This window comes from Enterovibrio sp. FF113 (assembly GCF_041439165.1).
Taxonomy (GTDB): Bacteria; Pseudomonadota; Gammaproteobacteria; order Enterobacterales; family Vibrionaceae; genus Enterovibrio; species Enterovibrio norvegicus_A.
On the sequence record NZ_JBGONO010000022.1, the window covers coordinates 83,625 to 102,117 of the forward strand.

General features: G+C 48.2%; 12 protein-coding genes. 4 read left to right on the plus strand and 8 right to left on the minus strand.

Translation table 11 applies throughout. The annotated features are described in order from the left end of the window. Both ACED36_RS17210 and ACED36_RS17215 read right to left on the minus strand, forming a co-directional pair. Positions 1 to 996, minus strand: coding sequence for a peptidase U32 family protein (locus ACED36_RS17210; RefSeq protein ID WP_016961651.1), 996 nt, complete (start codon positions 994 to 996; stop codon positions 1 to 3). 282 nt (positions 997 to 1,278) lie between these two features. Beyond that, positions 1,279 to 3,327 carry an EAL domain-containing protein gene (locus ACED36_RS17215; protein ID WP_371733570.1) on the minus strand — a complete coding sequence of 683 codons (2,049 nt, stop codon included), beginning with the start codon at positions 3,325 to 3,327 and terminating at the stop codon, positions 1,279 to 1,281. A 366-nt stretch (positions 3,328 to 3,693) separates the two neighbouring features. Here ACED36_RS17215 and ACED36_RS17220 point away from each other — a divergent pair, with 366 nt between their 5' ends. From ACED36_RS17220 to rimI, 4 genes are all read left to right on the plus strand, one after another. Further along, entirely contained in the window at positions 3,694 to 4,221 is a 528-nt protein-coding gene (locus tag ACED36_RS17220; protein ID WP_016961647.1) for an SCP2 domain-containing protein, read from the plus strand. After that, complete coding sequence (locus ACED36_RS17225) at positions 4,205 to 4,708, plus strand: GNAT family N-acetyltransferase (protein ID WP_016961645.1); 504 nt, start codon at positions 4,205 to 4,207, stop codon at positions 4,706 to 4,708. The genes ACED36_RS17220 and ACED36_RS17225 overlap by 17 nt, the downstream gene beginning before the upstream one ends. Positions 4,709 to 4,922: 214 nt before the next feature. Next, positions 4,923 to 5,318, plus strand: coding sequence for a DNA polymerase III subunit psi (locus tag ACED36_RS17230; RefSeq protein ID WP_016961643.1), 396 nt, complete (start codon positions 4,923 to 4,925; stop codon positions 5,316 to 5,318). Continuing rightward, positions 5,308 to 5,754, plus strand: coding sequence for a ribosomal protein S18-alanine N-acetyltransferase (gene rimI, locus ACED36_RS17235; protein WP_016961641.1), 447 nt, complete (start codon positions 5,308 to 5,310; stop codon positions 5,752 to 5,754). Before ACED36_RS17230 ends, rimI begins: the two co-directional genes overlap by 11 nt. Before the next feature lie 45 nt (positions 5,755 to 5,799). Here the strand turns inward: rimI and ACED36_RS17240 are convergent, their stop codons facing one another. The 6 genes from ACED36_RS17240 to ACED36_RS17265 form a co-directional block, all read right to left on the minus strand. Continuing rightward, the gene (locus ACED36_RS17240) at positions 5,800 to 7,782 is read right to left on the minus strand and encodes an EAL domain-containing protein (RefSeq protein ID WP_371733571.1); all 1,983 of its coding nucleotides are present in this window, start codon (positions 7,780 to 7,782) and stop codon (positions 5,800 to 5,802) included. A 108-nt stretch (positions 7,783 to 7,890) separates the two neighbouring features. Continuing rightward, entirely contained in the window at positions 7,891 to 8,484 is a 594-nt protein-coding gene (locus ACED36_RS17245; RefSeq protein ID WP_371733572.1) for an OmpA family protein, read from the minus strand. Beyond that, a complete protein-coding gene (locus tag ACED36_RS17250) occupies positions 8,484 to 9,887 on the minus strand; it encodes a TolC family outer membrane protein (protein WP_016961635.1) in 1,404 nt (467 codons plus the stop codon). The genes ACED36_RS17245 and ACED36_RS17250 overlap by 1 nt, the downstream gene beginning before the upstream one ends. Positions 9,888 to 9,910: 23 nt before the next feature. Beyond that, positions 9,911 to 11,293, minus strand: a complete 1,383-nt coding sequence (locus ACED36_RS17255; RefSeq protein WP_016961633.1) for an HlyD family type I secretion periplasmic adaptor subunit — start codon at positions 11,291 to 11,293, stop codon at positions 9,911 to 9,913. Further along, positions 11,286 to 13,466, minus strand: a complete 2,181-nt coding sequence (locus ACED36_RS17260; RefSeq protein WP_371733573.1) for a type I secretion system permease/ATPase — start codon at positions 13,464 to 13,466, stop codon at positions 11,286 to 11,288. The genes ACED36_RS17255 and ACED36_RS17260 overlap by 8 nt, the downstream gene beginning before the upstream one ends. A gap of 81 nt (positions 13,467 to 13,547) precedes the next feature. Then, the coding region (locus tag ACED36_RS17265; protein WP_371733574.1) for an Ig-like domain-containing protein at positions 13,548 to 18,493 on the minus strand (4,946 nt) is incomplete at its 5' end.

Genomic DNA, 18,493 nt, shown 5'->3' on the forward strand with positions numbered 1-18,493 from the left:
TTACTGCCATTTACGGTGGTAAGCACCCAGTGTCGTTTGAGCGCCCTCTGAGACACTGTCCAAGCACTGATCCCACTGCGGAAGCACATGATAGTCATCTGGCTTTTTGAGATAGCTATCAATAGCTTGTCGCCACGTGCGAGTCACTTGTTCGACATATGCAGGACTACGCTGGCGACCTTCGATTTTCACAGAGGCAATGTTGGCGGCAAACAATTCAGGCAAAATAGAAAGTGTATTCAGGCTGGTTGGCTCTTCCAAAGCGTGGAATGGCTCTCCGTCGGTGACAAAGCGTCCTTTACATAGCGTTGGATATCCTGCGTTTTCACCGGCTTTATAGCGGTCGATCAAAATGTCGTTGAGACGAGATTCCAATCCTTGTGGCGTTTCCTGCCAGCGAACATATTTTGCGGGTGAGCAAGCGCCTACAGTATTGGGTGACTCTCCTGTCAGGTAGGAAGACAGGTAGCAACGTCCTTCGGACATGATGCAAAGACTACCAAAGGCAAACACTTCGAGATCAACATCGGTGGTGCGAGAAAGCTGCTTCACTTGATGCATAGATAGCACTCGCGGCAATACAACGCGCTTAACGTTGAAGTGATCACGATAGAAATCAATGGCAGCACTGTTGGTGGCGGAGGCTTGCACCGACAGGTGAATTTCCATGTCAGGGTGCTTAGTGGCTGCATAATCAAGTACGGCGAGATCGGCGATGATGAGTGCATCTACGCCCAAATCAACCGCTGCATCAACCGCGTCAGTCCAACGTTTGAAACCATCTGGGTGAGCAAACGTATTCAGTGCGACATGAAGATGTTTATTTCGATCATGAACATAGGAAACCGCTTTTTCGAGCTTTTTCCCGTCAAAGTTCAGGCCTGCAAAGTGGCGTGCATTGGTGCCATCCTTGAAGCCGATATATACCGCATCGGCGCCATTATCGATGGCCGTTTTCAGGGCAGGAAGGTTACCTGCCGGACAAAGCAATTCCATAAATTTCCCCACATCCGTGGTCAGCATCTGGCTATGAGTTTGAACATAAAGTCCGGATTTTAGGCAGAGTTGGCTCAAAAGGTATTGATGTAAGGCAGGTTTGGGTAAACAAAGAATGAAACCGATGGGAAATCGATGATTCAGGGCAATATATGTAACGGATTCGATCTGTGGACTATATGGTGGCAGGGGGGCGGATGAAGGTGAGTTTGGGTGACCGGTTTGTAATGAACGGGCTTGAGGCGAATAGAGTTGGCGCAGTTCGTGCGCCAACTATCGGCATCAGGAAGCGGCTTTAATCGCCTTACGATTGTTTATTAGTAGCGCTTCAAATTCTGCTCTTGGCATCGGTTTATAGAAATGAAAGCCTTGAATCGTGTCGCATTTTAGGTTGGCGAGCACGCTTGCCTGTTTGCCCGTTTCTACCCCTTCGGCGACCACAGACATGTTTAACGAACGGCCAAGATTGATAATGTTCTCTATCAATGTGACCTGTTTTGGGAAGGTTTCCATGTCTGAGATAAACGCGCGGTCAATCTTCAATTCATCAAGTGGAAACTTGGCCAGATAAGACAGCGACGAATAACCGGTACCGAAATCATCAATTGAGAGTGCAAACCCGAGATCCTTAATGGCATTTAGCATTTGGATCGCATGGTCACCGTCGCTCATGACGGCACTTTCAGTCAGCTCGAAGGTGATGAGTGAGGGATCAGCTTTCGTGGCAGATTGCAGTTTTTTCATGTGCGTAGTGAGGTTTGGGTTACTAAATTGCTGCGGTGATAGGTTTATGGCCACACGACCGGGCAGCACCTTTAGGCTTTGCCAGCGGCGCACCGCTTGAAACACTTCGCGCATCACATTGCGACCGAGCAATTCAATCATGCCAGATCGTTCTGCCACCGGAATAAAACGCGCAGGACTGATGTAGCCCTCAACTGGGTGCTTCCACCGCACCAGTGCCTCCGCGCCGTTGATGGTGTAATCTTGAGCATTCACCTTAGGTTGATACCAAACTTCTAGGCCATTGTTTTGCAGTGCTTTTTGTAGTTCAATTTCCAACCAAAGACGCATGCGTGCTTCTTTGTTCATGTGTTGGTTATAGGTCACAACACGGTTGCGGCCTTGTTCTTTAGCTTCGTACATTGCGGTGTCAGCATTTTGCAGCAGGCTACGTGCGTCTTTACCATCGCCAGGATATTTTACCGAGCCAATTGAGCAGGCGAGATACTTGCTGAAATGGTAGAGGTCAAAAGGTTGGCTGATCACTTCCACGATTTTATTAGTCAATTCACCGGCAACACCTTCACCAGTCTGCTCTGGCAATAAAACCGCAAATTCATCACCACCAAGATGGCCCAATATGGTTTCTGCGGGTAATTGGCGACGAAGACGCTGAGCAATTTCCTGCAGCACACGATCGCCAATGTGGTGTCCTAGAGAGTCGTTAATATTCTTAAAGTTATCAATGTCGAGATACAGCATCAGCAGAGGTGTTTCGCCATTGATGAGCTGTTCAAGTCGGCGCGAGAAACCGTGTCGATTATATAGGCCCGTAAGTGCATCGAACTGAGCCAGCTTTTCGATAGTCTGCTTATGGTCGGTTGTTGCGAGGGTTCGCGATAACGTAATGAGAGCGCCACTGCCCCCGAGTAAGCTCACTGAGCCATAAGAGATATTCAGAGGTTTGCTGTCAGCGTTACCATTACTCGCCTGGCAAACCAGTTGCTGTCCAGATGCTAATGACGTTAAAGAGGCAACGAGGGATTGTCCTTTGATAGGACTTGCCAGAAGGTTTTCGATATCTTCACCTAAAATTTCATTTAGGTTATCGAAGCCTAACAGGTTAACAGCATGGCTGTTGGCACTAAGGATTATGCCATCGTCGAGTACGCAGCACCCTTCACCAACCAGTTGGCACAGATTAGTAAACCGGCTTTCTGACGACTCTAATGCACTGGTCAGTACTTGCCTTTCAGACGTGTCTGCAGCGTGAAAAATCACTGCGCCTTCTGGCCACTCACTGCTGGTTAGTGGGGAAACACTGAAGTGAAAGCTTGAGTCATGAATGCCATCATTGAGAACTATCTCGCCTTCCGTATTCTCGCCATTAAGTGCGCGATTATAATGGGGCGACAATGCATCGTAGAAGGCTGTGCCTAAAATGTCTTTATCCTGTTTTCCGACTAACTCATTGTGATCGAGGCCACTGATTTCGCAATAACGCTGGCTAACCCAGAGATAACGATGGCTTTTGTCCAGAACGGCAAAAAGAAAAGGGCTGTTTTGAGTCAGACGTGAAAACCAATAGGTTAACTGCTCGATTGGCATTTAGGCACCATACATCCTAGCTTGCGAAGCTAATTCCTACTTCAACTTCAAATGTGAGACAACACTATATAACGGTGATGTGATCGGATAAACCTTTATATAGCTTATATCTCTAAAGGATCGGCTTATTGAACCCATACCGCTTTTCGGGGGAGTATTGAAATTGCCACATCGTGATGTATTTCAAATAAAGGGTTGTAGGGACGGCTAATGCCCTTACAAAAAGCATTAATATTTAATTCAACCCTGTTTTATATAGTCGTGGCATTTGTGCACTCTATTTTTTGATGTAAGGCATGATCATTGCTCGACACAATGGCATACAATGGGTCACATCTTCAGCACCCTTAGCATTGGAGCATTACCTTGCTCGACAAACTTCACTCAACGTTGGTGCATCAAGCACCAGCTTTATTTAGACTGCCAATCAAACTTGTTCCAGCATCAGCGCAAAAGGCATTGATGTTAGAAACCTTAAAACGCGTGTTCCGCGAAGCATTGGATGATGGCGAATTTGAGTTTCTCGAGAATCGCTGGTTGGAAGTGCATGTGCGCGATATTGGATTTAAAAGCTATATTAGTTTTGATAATGACAAGCTGGTGGTGCAACAAGACATTGAAGCGCCGGATGTTAGATTTAGCGGTAATCTGAACGATTTAATATTGATTGCAGCCCGCAAGGAAGATCCTGATACTTTGTTTTTCCAGCGTCGCCTTTTGATTGAAGGTGATACTGAGCTCGGGCTGGAAGTGAAGAACTTGATGGACAGTGTGGATTTGGATTCATTACCGACCATGCTTCGCCAAGGACTATTTTCGTTAGCAGCCTTTGTTCAAAAAGGCCTGCAAGCTCCCGCTCCCCTCAATGAGGCGCACTATGCTCATAAGATCTGAAGCGCCTGCCGATCTTTTACCGATCGACAGATTGCTAAAAAAAGCCTTCCCAACTAAAGCGGAAGCCAAGTTGGTGATGTCATTGCGTGAAAATGGTCACAACACCTTGTCGATGGTGGCGTGTAATGACGAAGGCAAAATCGTTGCCCACGTGATGTTTAGCCCTGTCACAATCGGTGGAATGGACACTGGTGTCCAAGGCTTGGCACCACTTTGTGTTCATCCTGATTATCGTAAACAGGGTATTGCCGTTTCATTAGTCAAAGAAGGCTTGGAGATCCTGAGGGAGCTAAGCTACCCAGCCTGTGTCGTGTTGGGCGACCCTGCATACTACGAACAGTTTGGCTTTACCGCCGCAAACACCTTCGGATTCCATTGCAAATGGGATGTACCGCAAGAGGCGTTTATGGCAACAGAGATCATTGATAATGCATTTGAAAACCTGCAAGGCATTGTGGATTACTGCCCAGAGTTTGATGAGCTTTAACGTCGCAGTGATGTGATTGTTCCGCTATGTTTGGTTCAAAACAAGAGGGGCGGCCAGTGGCTGCTCCTTTTGTTTTTATGCTGAGTAAGTGCTCGCTGAGTGAGCATCTTGAAGTTGCCTGGGGATATCACTTCGCGCTTTGATGTCGATGTATCGCGAACTTTGATAGGATGCGTGCATATTTATCGGTTGAGTTTTTGACTTTCGTGGTGCCATGAACGATTTACAGCGTCTTAAAGAAATGGGGATTACCGTGTGGGATATTAGGCATCCCGTGGTGTTCCCTGAAAATATGACAACGGCCATTACATTGCCTCCGTCCTGCAAGCTGCTGTTTGTTAGTGAGAGTGCGCCGAATGACCATGAAGCTTGGCTGTTTGGGAAAATTCTCGCGAGCATGAAATTGACCCCTGAGCAGGCGCTTCGTTTGCCGCCGAGAGCACTGTCGGCGCTAGGCGAGCATTCGCTTGAATGGAGCTGGTTTTCCGGTGTGTCTGCGCAAGCCTTGCCGAATGTTAAAGCGCTCTCTTCACCGTCACTCTCTGCGTTGAACGACGACCAAAACGCGAAAAAAGCACTGTGGAAACAAATAAAAAATTATGAAAACTGAATTACTTCCAATGGATGATCGCTGGCTCGATGCGGTGGTTTCCATTGAGCGCGCGGCCCATAGTCACCCATGGGCAGAAAGCCTACTGCGCAAGCCACCGACAAAGTTTGGCTGCAATCGCGTGTTGGTGATGAATGATGATGTGGTTGGGTATTTTTTCGCGCAATGTGTGGCGGGGGAAGCGTCGCTGCTTAACATTGCCATCGCGCCGATGTATCAAGGCAAAGGGTTTGGAAAGGAACTACTGAGCGGCTTTCTTGCCTGTATGCGTAAAATGGATGCGCAGGAAGCATGGCTTGAAGTGAGGGAGAGCAACCAAGCTGCCATTAAGCTCTATGAAGCGTTAGAGTTTAACGAATTTGATCGTCGTTACGGTTATTACCCGACAAAAGCGGGTAAGGAAGATGCGCTGATCATGAGTTACTGGTTCGAATAATGATTTTGAATAAAAAAACCGCACTTAGCGGTTTTTTTATACTATTTAGACGGCTTGCTCTTTTAAGATAATCATCACTGGAGGATGAATAAAGCCTTGGTATGCATCGATAAATTCTCTGTTTAGCCGTGTTTTATTTTCTTCATCTTTCACCCCTGTCGCAATCACGGTGATATTCAACGAGTCGGCGATATTGGCTAGCGTTTCAGTAAATAGGCGATTTTGGTTGTTTTGTTCTTGGCTAAATGCTTGATCCAGTTTGACATAGCTAGGTTTAAGCTTCGCCAAGTACTCTACTTCCTGTAGGAAGCGGCCAAAGTGATCGACGCCCACAAACGCCCCCGCATCGCGAACTTTGTCACTAAATGAAATACAGGCTTTCAAGTTGTTGCGCGCGCTTGCTTCACTGATTTCAAAGAATATCTTTTCGCGAGGAAGCGCGGTATTGAGTGTCTGTACCAACCAATTGGTAAACGCCTCACTGGAGAGGCTTTCGTCGGTGAGGTTAAGCGCAATAGGCGTTTCAAGTGACTGTAACTTGTGCATGCCAACTAAGGACTCAATGACGATTTTGTCAAACTCAATACCTTTCGAAAACAGCTGGATATAAGGCATGATCCGACCTGCTGATTGCCACTGATGTTCAATCAATGCCTGCGTAAACACTTCGTAATGAAAGGGTTTGCTATTGGCGCTATCCAACCTATTCACTGGTTGCCATTGCAGGCGAATCGCTTTCTCGCGAAGGGTATCAGTAAGCAATGATCGCCAGGTTTCTCGGTCAATCACTTGCTCTTCGGATCCACGGTTGAACACAAACACATCGTTGATTTGAATCGCGCGCTGCATAGCGTTGTCGGCTAAAGACATCAGCTGAGAGCTAGGCACTGCATGACCATGAACCACACCAATATGGAAGCCTTCATTGGCATCAAAGCCTGCCATGGTCACTTCATTGTTTAGTGTGCTAATCAACGTATGAAGGCAATGTCGGCTTTGCTCTTCGCTGTATTCTGGCAACAGTAGTGCCACTTCGGTTTCGCTAATTCGTGCAATACAAATATTGGTTTGATTACCAAGGGCGGACTGCAGTGAGTTCGACAACAAGCGCCATGTTTCATCGCGCGCTGCGTAACCATAGCGACGATATATCGTATCCATCCATGCCATGTTAGCGATGAACACAGCACTTTGAGCGTCATGACCTTCCCCCATCCAACTGTTGAGCTGGTGTGAGAAGTATTGACGATTCGGAAGACCCGAGACCGCATCGTACATCATGCTGTTGTGCAGTGTTTTGAGCTCGTTATTGAGTGATTGAATCAGGCGTTGTACTTGCTGAGCCAAGCTATCAATGGCGCTATCGAGGAGTACCAAGCCAGATCGTTGCGATGAAGATTCCTGAGAGGAGAAATCTTGAACCGCCAACTGACGGATTGTTGATGTCGCTTTTCGTAGCGCGCGACGGTGTTTTTCGCTGATCAGTGTGAACACGCATAACAAACCAAGTGTTAGCAGGCTAGCACTCGCTAACAGCGAGGAGATGCGTGTAGCGACATTTTGGTTCGCTTTAGCCGCCGACAACGTTAACGCCAGTGAAGCGACGACGGCATCGTCATTTTTTAGCTCAATAACTCGCTCGACGGGGGCAACTTGCGTGAGTGACGAAAACCAATATGAAAAAGTCGGCATTTTGTCAGTCAATATCCGCTCAGAAGGCATGTCATCAGCAGACATCTTGTCATAAGACCATGTGGCCGCTTCCGACGTAATTTGATCGGTCAACGTTATAGATGTCAGTTCAGGGGACAGCATGGCATTAACGATAAGCTTGATCGAATCCGTATCGTAGTAAGCGATGAACTTCGGTAGCGTTTGCATGAGTTGATGTGTCGCGTTATCGGCGCGCTGCGCTAACTTGGCTTGTTGTTCATGCGTATTCATGAACAACTGTCCGGTTATAAACATCGCGAGTAACAACGCTGCTGACACGTAGACCATAAGCAGAGAAAGGCGTTTCGTTATCATAGTAAAGCTCGAGGTAGCGCAGAATAGAATAGGCCAGTACGCTCATGCGCTGGCCCACTCTCTTATGCATATGTAAGTTATGCAGGCATAAGGTCATACGACATAAAATTATTCAGACGTAAAAATGGTCCATCTCATGTCTGTGACGCTGAATTCACCTGAAAGCGACGCCATCACGCGGCGGTTAGTTTCGTGGGCGAGTTCGGAGTCCTCATCAATTAACGGCACAGTATCGCCATAACCGACCGCTTCAACACGTGAAGCAGGGATGTCGAAATCCTCAATCAGTGCCGTTGCGACTGCGTCAGCGCGACGTTGAGACAGGGACAAGTTGTAAGCGGGGTTGCCCACCTTACTTGCGTGGCCTTCAATCGTCGCGACTGCGCCATCTTGCTCTTCCAAAAATGCCGCGAGCTGTTCGAGCTTTGCGTAGTTGCTCGGTATGAGTTTTGCGGAATCATTGGGGAATTTCACGTCTAGGCGAAAGCTTTGCTTAACGGTTTTGTCTTTTGCACAGCCGTCGTTGTTGACTGCCGCACCACTTAACGTTTCGCCACAAAGTTCACGGGCTTTGATCACGCCATCGTAGTCAAGATCACGCAGGTCATTGGCTTGTGGTGAGACATCTTGCATGGTGGCAATCTCTTGATTAGCACAGCCACCCAAAAGCAGAATAGGAAGTAAGAGAACGAGTTTGTTCATTATTGAACGCCTCCTTTGTAGCTATCGTCGCCCAACCAGACTTCTGGGGTAGTGATGCGTAATGATTGCAGCAGTTGCCCAGTGGCGTTAAGCAAGCGGTACTGAGCGATAAGATCATCATATTCAGCCGTTAAATACTCACGGCGTGCTTGGAAAAGTTCATTTTCTGAGTCCAATACATCAATCAATGTACGTTGACCCAATTTGAACTGATCTTCATAGGCATTGCGAGTTTCGATAGCTGATTCAACATGTTGACGAAGGTAGGTCATTTGTTGGCTCAGAAAATCACGCGCGTTCCAAGCCAAGGTCGTACCTTCAACAACGTCACGATAAGCTTCTTGTTGAACCGCTTTTGATTCATTAATGCTGTAAGCCGCTTCGCGCTCTCTTGAACTGTCTGCGCCGCCGGAGAACAGGTTGTAGCTGACGCGCACCATGGCGAGCACTTCGTCGCTGTTACCGCCTACGTCAGCACCAAAAGGACTTAGGCCATCGGAACCGTCTAAGTTGTCATCCCAACCCGCAGACAGATCAAAGGTGACCTGAGGGTAGTAATTGCCTTTGGCAGATTCACGTTGTGCTGTTGCTGCATTGATATCATTGCCAGCTGATTTAAGGGTAGGGTGATCGGCTGTCGACATATCAATGGCTTGATCTAAGCTAATTGGCAGCAAAACGGCATCAGGTGCTGGAATGCGTAGGTCTGCTGGTGCAACATTTACCAGTTTTTTGTAGGTGATGGTGGCGTCAGAAAGGTTGTTTTTCGATGAAATTAGGTTCGAATGCGCACGGGCAAGACGACCTGTGACTTGAGACAAATCTGCCGTTGAGCCTAAGCCTGAATCAGTTTTTTGTTTTACTGCATCAAAAATAGTCTGGTGACTTTCTAGATTTCGCTCGGCAAGAACCACAATTTGACCTGCGCGCAGGTATTCTAGATAGGCACGAGAGACTTCCAATGCCACATTTTCCGCAGAGGCGAACAACATCCATTGTTCAGCGCTGGTTTCATATTCCGTGCGCTCAACTTCGCTGGAGGTTTGGAAACCATCAAACAGCATTTGGCGAAGGGAGACACCAATTTCTCGGCGCGTCAGTTCTTTGTTATCGTCATAGTTATCGTTGAGTCCGTCTCGACGGGTTGACGGGCTTTCTGTCCACTCGCGGCCAATACCTGCATCGAAATCAATCGTTGGGTAGTAGCCAGCAGAGGCTTGGTTCACTTGCTCTTCACGCGCCTTAAAACGGTTGAATGCTTGGCGGATTTGCGGGTGAGTATCTAATGCGGTTGCCACTGCCTGTTCGAGTGATTGAGCGGCAACTGACGTAGGTAGCAATACCGCAGCCACTGCCAATGCTGCCACGCTTTTTTTCAGCGACTGGCTAACACTGTTTGTCATGTCTCTCTCCTTGATTCTTATTATTAGCGCTCTCTTAGCGCAGATTCTTTTGCCCTTAAAATGGGATTAAGCAAATATTCTAGAACCGTCCGTTTTCCGGTAATGATGTCCACTGACGTCAGCATTCCCGGAATAATGGGCAATTCACTGCCATCCTTTTTTTCTAAGCTGGATCTATCGGTGCGGACTCTCACCAAGTAGAAGCTGTTTCCTTCTTCATCTTGGGTGGTATCAGCACTGATATGTTCTAAGGTGCCGTTTAGACCGCCGTAGCGTGTGAAATCATAAGCAGTGACTTTCACGACCGATGGCAATCCTGAATGCAAGAAGGCGATATCTTTGGGCGCGATTTTAGCCTCTATCAGCAATTTGTCTTCAGCGGGTACGATCTCAATCAAATCAATGCCAGGCTGAACAACGCCACCTAATGTATTGATATGAATGGTTTTGATGGTGCCAGTGACAGGGGCCGTGATCACCGCTTTGTTCACTTTGTCTTGAGAGCCAACTTGTGCCTGCGTTAAGCGAGACAAGCGCGATTCCAACTCACTCATTTTTGAGCGGGTTTCATTGTTGAACGAATGCACCGCTTCACGGCGTTTTAAAATCGCTTCGTCGACAGTGGATTTGATCTTTGGCTGCATTAAGCGAAGCGATTCCAGTTCACCTTTGAGATCGTTGACTTGGCGCTCAAGCTTGAGCAAGTCAATTTCAGAAACAATGCCTTTTTTGGCCAGTGGAATGGTGATTTTTAGCTCTCGATTGATCAGGCCATAGCTGTTAGATAGGGTGCGTAGCTTTGAATCAACCTCTTGACGTTCTTGCTGTTTTTGCTGGATCTGGCGAGCAAGAATTTCGACTTTGTTTTTCAAGTCGACCAATCGGCCTGCATATTCCTGACGCTGACGCGCAATCAGTGCCGGCTCGGCGCTTTCAAGTTGTGTGGGAAATTCCAATGGCAACATGGTTATCTGGATTTGCTCGCGCCAGTTTGGGGCCGTCGGGGTTAACTGGATGCTTTTTAGCTCGGTTTGCATACGCAAAATATTGGCACGAAGGCTGAACTCCTCCTCTTCTTGCTGAGCGAGGTCGGAACGAAAACGCGTGTCATCAATACGCGCAAGCGGTTGACCTTGTTGAACCAGTTGGCCTTCTTGCACATACATTGCTTGCAAAATACCGCCATCAAGACTTTGGATCAGCTGCACTTGTGAAGAGGGGATCACTTTACCTTCGCCGCGTGTCATGCGATCTAACGAGGCAAAGTTAGACCAAACCAACATCACTGCGAAGAATATGAATACCCCCCAAATTACCATGCGGTAGCGAAGTGGCGCGTCGGTCAGCATGGCACCATAGACATCGTCAGTCATTTCGATGTCATCGCGCTTCAATGGATTAGTCATGTTGTCCTCCTGCGTTATTGCTGTTTAAACGCTCAAGAACTTTGTCTCGTGGCCCATCCATCACAATGCGGCCTTTGTCCATCACAATGACGCGATCTACCAAGTTGAGTAGCGCCATTTTGTGGGTGATCATCACTAAGGTGCGATCTTTTGCGGCGAACTTCATGGAATGGATAAACTGGTTTTCCGCATGAGCATCAAGGCTGGCTGTTGGTTCGTCCATGATCAGTAGCGGCGGGTCGTTAAGCAGCGCACGTGCTAATGCGACAGACTGACGTTGGCCACGGGAAAGTGTTTCACCGCGCTCACCCACTTGTTTATCTAGCCCTTCGCTGTCTTGTAAGGTGAAGATTCCGACCCCCGACAGCTGGGTCGCACGGATTAACTGGTGCTCTGTCACTTGGCGGGTGCCGAACATGATATTTTCACGAATCGTACCGTGGAAAAGTGTCACATCTTGTGCCAGATAACCGACATTGCGGCGCAGATCGGCAGGGTGGATTTGTTTGGCGTCAACGCCATCAAAACGCAGGCTGCCGGCGCTTGGTTGATAAAGGCCTGCCAGCATACGAATTAAGGTACTTTTACCTGTCCCGTTTTTACCCAGAATCGCGATTTTTTCACCGGCCTTGATAGTCATGCTGGTGGGGTGTAGTGCAGGCTTTTCCGTTTCTGGGTAGCTAAAGCCCACGTTGTCGGCATAGATATCGCCTTTCAGGCGCTTACGACTGATCAGGTGACCTTTGTCTACGAACTCGTCTTCTTGATCCATCATGGCATTAAGCTGGCGCATACCTGATTGGGTCTGATTCCAGCGACTCATCAGGCCTGCAAGCTGTGCCATCGGTGACACCGCGCGACTAGATAGCATCACCGCAGCAATAATGCCACCCATACTGATTTGAGCATCCGCGACGCGGTAAACCCCCATCACGACCACAGCAACAGAGGTAACTTGCACAATAAAAGAAGCAAAGTAAGACACCGAGTTGGTGATTTGTTTGACTTTCATGTTCCAGTTAGCGGTGTGTGCGGTCATTTGTTGCCAGCTTTTTTGCACAATACCTTCTGCCACGTTGGCTTTGATCCCTTCCAAGGCGGATAGGCTTTCAATCAAATGACCGTGCTTTTGGCTGGCGTATTTATTGGACTCTTCAATGGCGGCCTTCAGGCGCGGCTGCACCATGAATGCGTAACCGAGAATGGCGATACCCGCGACAACAGGCACGACCGCCAGATCGCCCGCGACAAGGTAAATCACAAAAATGAAGAAGGCCGCAAAGGGTAAATCCACCAAGGTAGTGATAGTCGCCGACGTTAACATGTCGCGAATACCATCGAACTCACCGAGTTGTTTTGCCATACCGCCGACACTTTTGGCGCGTTTTTCTAACGGGATCCCCATTAATCGCGCAAACAAGCGAGATGACACGATGATGTCGACTTTCTTACCTGCAATATCTATCAAGTAAGAGCGCATTTTCTTCATGAGAAAATCAAAGAAAAACGCGATCAGTGCTCCCGATGCCAGTACCCACAAAGATTCAAACGCCAGGTTAGGTACCACTTTGTCATACACATTCATGACAAACAGCGGCGAGACCAAGGCGAACAAGTTCACTAATACCGACGCGATTAACGCATCGCGATAGATAGGGGAGGCGTCTTTGACGGTTTGCCAGAACCAATGGATTTTGGTGTCGTGCAAATGCAGGTCGACACTGTTGTCACCGCGATACTGACGTTTGACCAAAAATGCATAGCCGACATACATGGACTCAAGTTCAGCCAGAGACATTTCTTCCTCACCGCCGTTCTCTGAGGTTTGTATCAGCGCTGTGCCTTCTTTCTCGTCAATTTCACGCAGAATGCAGGCTTTTTTGTCGGTCAAAAGAAGTATGCAAGGTAACAAAAGTTTCGGTAGCGCTTTTAGTTGGCGCCGCGAGAGCTTGGCGGTTAACCCTGCGCGCGCCGCAGCCTGAGGAAATAAATCCGCCGTCAGCAACGCATCAGTCATGGGTAATCCTGCCGTTAAGGCGTCGCCAGAGCACGGTGAACCATAGTGCTCAGTCAATAAGACCAAGCAATCTAACAACGGGTCGTCAACCGCCTGCGTAGACGCTGAAATGCGCCACTGCGACGGTTTACGTTCAGCGATAGCTGCTTCTGCCACCTAGTTCTCTCTATAAAAAATCAAAAATGTACAAATACAAAAAGGGCATCGGCTGATTGTCCGATGCCTTGAGGGTTTTAATTAGGAATGTTCTTCGAGCTTAATTTCAACAATGGGGTTATGCGTTGTTCCTGCGCCATCCTCATCGGTGATAGTCAACGTTGCCTCCTTGCCATTGATGATGGTATTGAGCACCACACCACCAACAGCGGAAGGATCTAGCCCTTCGTTTCCTTCCTGACCTTGGCTAACTTTTTCCAGCACAATATGTTGGGTGACATTTCCATCTGTATCATTCTCTAAGTCATTGACATGAATAGATATTTTCAGTTGCCCTTTGTCATCGTAACCCACAGTCAGGTTATCTAATTGACCATTTGAGACAGAAACGAGATCGGACAAATCCAATTTATCTTCATTGACATTAAAATCACCAATGAAGTCAGTGATATGGTCATATCCATCTACGGCGCCGAGATTAACCAAGTCTTCTTTCATCCAGAGGAAGGTATCAGCCCCCGCTCCGCCTTCAAGAGTGTCCCCTTGTCCACCGTTTGCACTTGTTCCGGAAGTTCCGTGACCGTTAGCGCCACCTCGAATGATGTCATCTCCCGCGCCACCGATAATATTATCATTCCCTAAGTCGCCAAATAGATAGGCTCCAGTAGAAGGGTCGTAAGGATTTTCAAGCTCTAGTTCAAAGTTACCGTACTTGCCTGAGTCATGATTCAGAAGTCTCTCGTCGTGCGAGTCGACGACGTAGCCTGCGTCTTCAAAAAGCTCTTTCGTATATGCTTCATCATCGCGATTCAATCCACCTGTTTTTAATATGGCCTCGATGTTTGCGTTGATTGAGTCATCACCACCAAAGCCTGACACCATTGTTTCAGGTTCTGGAATTGGTGTGATGTCTTTACCAATAATATCGATATGAACCGTTGCAGTATCAGTGTCGCCTTTTTCGTCTTGAATGGTGTATGTGAAGTCAAAGTCCTGCTTTTCGCCTGCTTTAAGGTCATCGCCCTGATCTGCAGCCTCGAAAGTGAACTTACCGTTCTGCCAGATAGTCAACGTACCTTCATCGAAATCAACAGTCGCTATACCATCGGTAAAGATGAGCTCATTCCCATCCACCTTAGTGATGGAGAAAGCATGCCCTTCAGGATCGCTGTCGTTGTCGAACAACGAACCGCTTATTGTGTCAGTGTCTGAATTGTCAGGAGTTGACCCCTCTTCAACAATGAACTTGTCTGACAAAATGGTAATTTCAGTAATGACAAAATCTGAAGCGTCACCACTTGTTTGATTGTCTCCATCTTTCGTTCGAGGTAGAGCTTCAAACACGACGTAAGCAAACGCTACGTCTGAAATGATCGTGAATTTTCCGCTATTCCCTGAATCAAGCGAAAATTCCTGCACTTTGATGAAATTGCCATCTGCATCGTAAAGCGTGTATTGACCAACTTCAGTGCCATTTTCTTCGGCAAACAGACGTGCAACGCCAAACTCTAACGCCTTAATTGGATTTGTTAAGTCGATCCGCAATGCTTCGGATTGGTCTGTTTCATGATCGTATTCCACTTGATACGGCACGTCTCCAGCACCATCACCACGAGCACTGTCAGCGACACCCATACCATATTGGTTGTCTAGGTGCTCTGAGTCCTCGGTGATAAGTTCTCCAGCAGTATTTAATGAGCCATCTGCGTTTAGAACTTCGCCTTTTTTGAATGCTTTGACAGTGAAGAAGCCATTTCCATCTAGGTTTTCCCATCCATCTGCTTTTGAAGTGGAAAACAGGATGCCATCGCCATCGTCGTTTGCATTCACCTCATTGACGTAAATGTGGATATTGGCGGTGTTGGACAGGTTTGTGCCATCAGTCGCTTTGTATTCGATCTGGACAGAGCCGTTGAATTCACTGTCTGGTGTGAACTTGATTCCGGTCACTTCTCCGTTCTCGGTAACGAGAGAAATAGTCCCCGCATTTTCTGGAACTAGATTAAGAGTCTCTAATCCACTCTCTAGCCAAACAGACAACAAATCGCCATCTAGGTCACTATCGTTTCCTAAAATGTGCTCAAGCGGAATGATGATTTCGTTACCGCTATCGTTATTCACCCAATATGGCTGAGGGCCATCTACTTCAATGTTGTCGATATACGCACCAAAGTTTTTCGTGCTGGTGGTGTCGGCATTGTTCGCAAAAGAAAGCTCGATTTCTGCGCTACTATTCGCTGTGTATTCTGTTGAAACGGTGTACCAGCCATTATTATCAGGACCTTCAATGGTGACCTCTGAGTCTTCAGGCATAACCGTTACGTTTTTGTTGCTGTCTACGTTGATTTTGTAAGTGAACTCGCCGAATTTGAAGAGCATATCGCTGTCATCTTCGTGGTTCGGACGTGGCTTGAAGTCAAATGACAAGGTGTAAAGTTGACCTTCAATAACGCCATCACCCGCATCCAAAGTGCGACTAATGGTGACTGACGTGTCAACAGAACCATGGCTATCTAGTTCAGCGTGACTGTTTCCATCGGATGCCGTGCTGCCACCAACATTACCCGTTTGGATTTCTAAACCGTTGGTGATATCCCAGCCGTTGTACCCATCGACGACCACCCATTTGCCGTTATCTAGAACAACGTTATTGCTGCTTGGTTGGCTTTCAAATGATTCGAAGAAAATAGAACCTGTGTCTTTATAGTCATCTTTAGCAACTGGCGGGTTGTCGTTGTCGATGATTTTTGCACTGTCAGACAGTTGATTGCCTTCCTCAGCCAGCACGATATCCGCTTTCACACTCAAGGTAACATTCTCATCGCCTTCGAACTTGGCATCATCTTTGGTGTTGATAATGACTGTGAAATCGAGACGGTCACCGGAAAGCTCAAGCGGATAGCCTTTTTCTGGGTCAAAGAATGCTTTGATTACGTCGGCGTCTGTGATGGTTCTGCCACCAATTGTAATCGACGTAATGTCATCAGCATCAAACCCATCTTGGCTAGACAGGTTCAGGGTGTAGAGCACTTTTCCTTTCACCGCATTGCCCAAGAACACGGTAAAGTTAGCAGGATTACCTTCATCAGCGTCGTTCAAGCTATTAACTTGCAGAGTCGGACGATCGTCGTCTGAATAGGTACCATCGTCTTTAATGGTGGTTTCCTGGGTGTCAGACTTGTTGGCGGTAATGCCGCTGATCCCATCTAGAGGGATTACTTTCAATGAATAGGTTTCATCGTCTTCGAAGACTGCGTTTGGCTCGTCGGCACTCGTTGTGACATACGCTAGCAACTGAGTCACGCCTGGTGGGACGGAGTAGTTTCCGTCGGCATCCGGGGATATTTCTTCGAATATATTGCGGTCATTCAAAAAGACAACTTTGAAATCGCGAGTATTGTTAAAGTCATTGATGTCTGTTTGTCCGAACTCCAGCTCCAGCGTAAATTTGGCGATCTTGTCCGTTTTTCCATCGATCGCAATGTTATAACAAGCAAAATCGCCTTCATTGACTTCTGTTTTGCCGCTGATTGATATAGTAGGGCGATCATCGTCACCGCCTGGCTTGCCGCCGATCACGCCGTCATCGGAGATGGTCGCGTCTTGGTTACCGGTCAGTACCAGGGATCTGTTATCACCATCAACGGTGATACCGGTATTGGCCGAGACGTTCAGGGTGAAGCTTTCGTCGCCCTCAAAGCGCTTGTCATCACGGGTGTTGAACACCACGTCAAAGTTGGTGTTGCCGCCGCTGATCGCGACGGTGTAGGTGCCGGCAAAGACCGCGTCGATGTCGTCAGCGGTCAACGCTTTGCCATTGATGGTCATGCCGGTGATGTCACCGCGCTCCACGTCGCCCTGGTCAATGCCGAAGTTGTAGGTGAGCTGGCCCGCGACCTTGTTGGACAGATCCACAGTAAAGGTGATGTCCTGGCCTTCGCTGACTTCGCCGCCGCCAGTGACATTAAGCAGTGGGCGGTCATCATCACCGCCAGGGTTGCCATCAATGACGCCATCGTCAGAGAAAACAGCGTTCGCAGACGCGGTGCCGTTGGTGGTGAATTGGCCTTCTGTGACGACCAAGGTTAGGCCCTCGTCCCCCTCGAAGACATTGTCATCGTGGGTTTTGACATTGACCTTAAAGTCAGAGACATCGCCCTCCAGCGTGGCCTCGAAGCCGCCATTGAAGAAGGCTTTAATTTGGTCGCTGTTGAGTTTGACGCCATTGACGGACAGCGAAGAAATGTCGTCGGCGGTAAAGCCATCGGTGTTGCCAAAGCTCAGGGTATACGTGACGTCGCCATCGACTTTCACGTCAACAGGCCCGTTTTCGGTCTCTTTGGTCAAAGACACCACAAAGTACGCTTTATCGCCTTCGCTGACTTCGCCGCCACCAGTGACATTAAGCAGTGGACGGTCATCGTCGCCCTGATTTTTCCCATTGTCGGTGATGGTGGCCGCGCCCACGTTGTCATTGCCAGTGGGGGCCAGAATGTCGGCGTTGACGGTGAGGGTGAAGCGCTCATTGCCTTCATAGACCGGGTTCTCATTGTCGTCGAACGTCGGCACGGAGACTGAGAAGTCGGTGGTGCCGCCAGGCAGCGACACGGTGCCAGTGAATTTACCATTGTGTTGGGTGAGGATCACTGGCGTACCCTCGACAAGCACGGTCAGGGTGCCGTCAGGGTTAAGCGTCAGATCTGCTGCCTCCGCCGAGCGCGGGTTGATCGTCAGGGTGTATTCGACGTCGCGGTCAACCGGGTTGCTGAGTGTGACGTTGAATGATGCGTTATCACCTTCACTCACTTTCCCTGCGTTATCCACGGTCAGCGTGGGGCGGTCATCATCACCGCCAGGGTTGCCATCAATGACGCCATCGTCAGAGAAAACAGCGTTCGCAGACGCGGTGCCGTTGGTGGTGAATTGGCCTTCTGTGACGACCAAGGTTAGGCCCTCGTCCCCCTCGAAGACATTGTCATCGTGGGTTTTGACATTGACCTTAAAGTCAGAGACATCGCCCTCCAGCG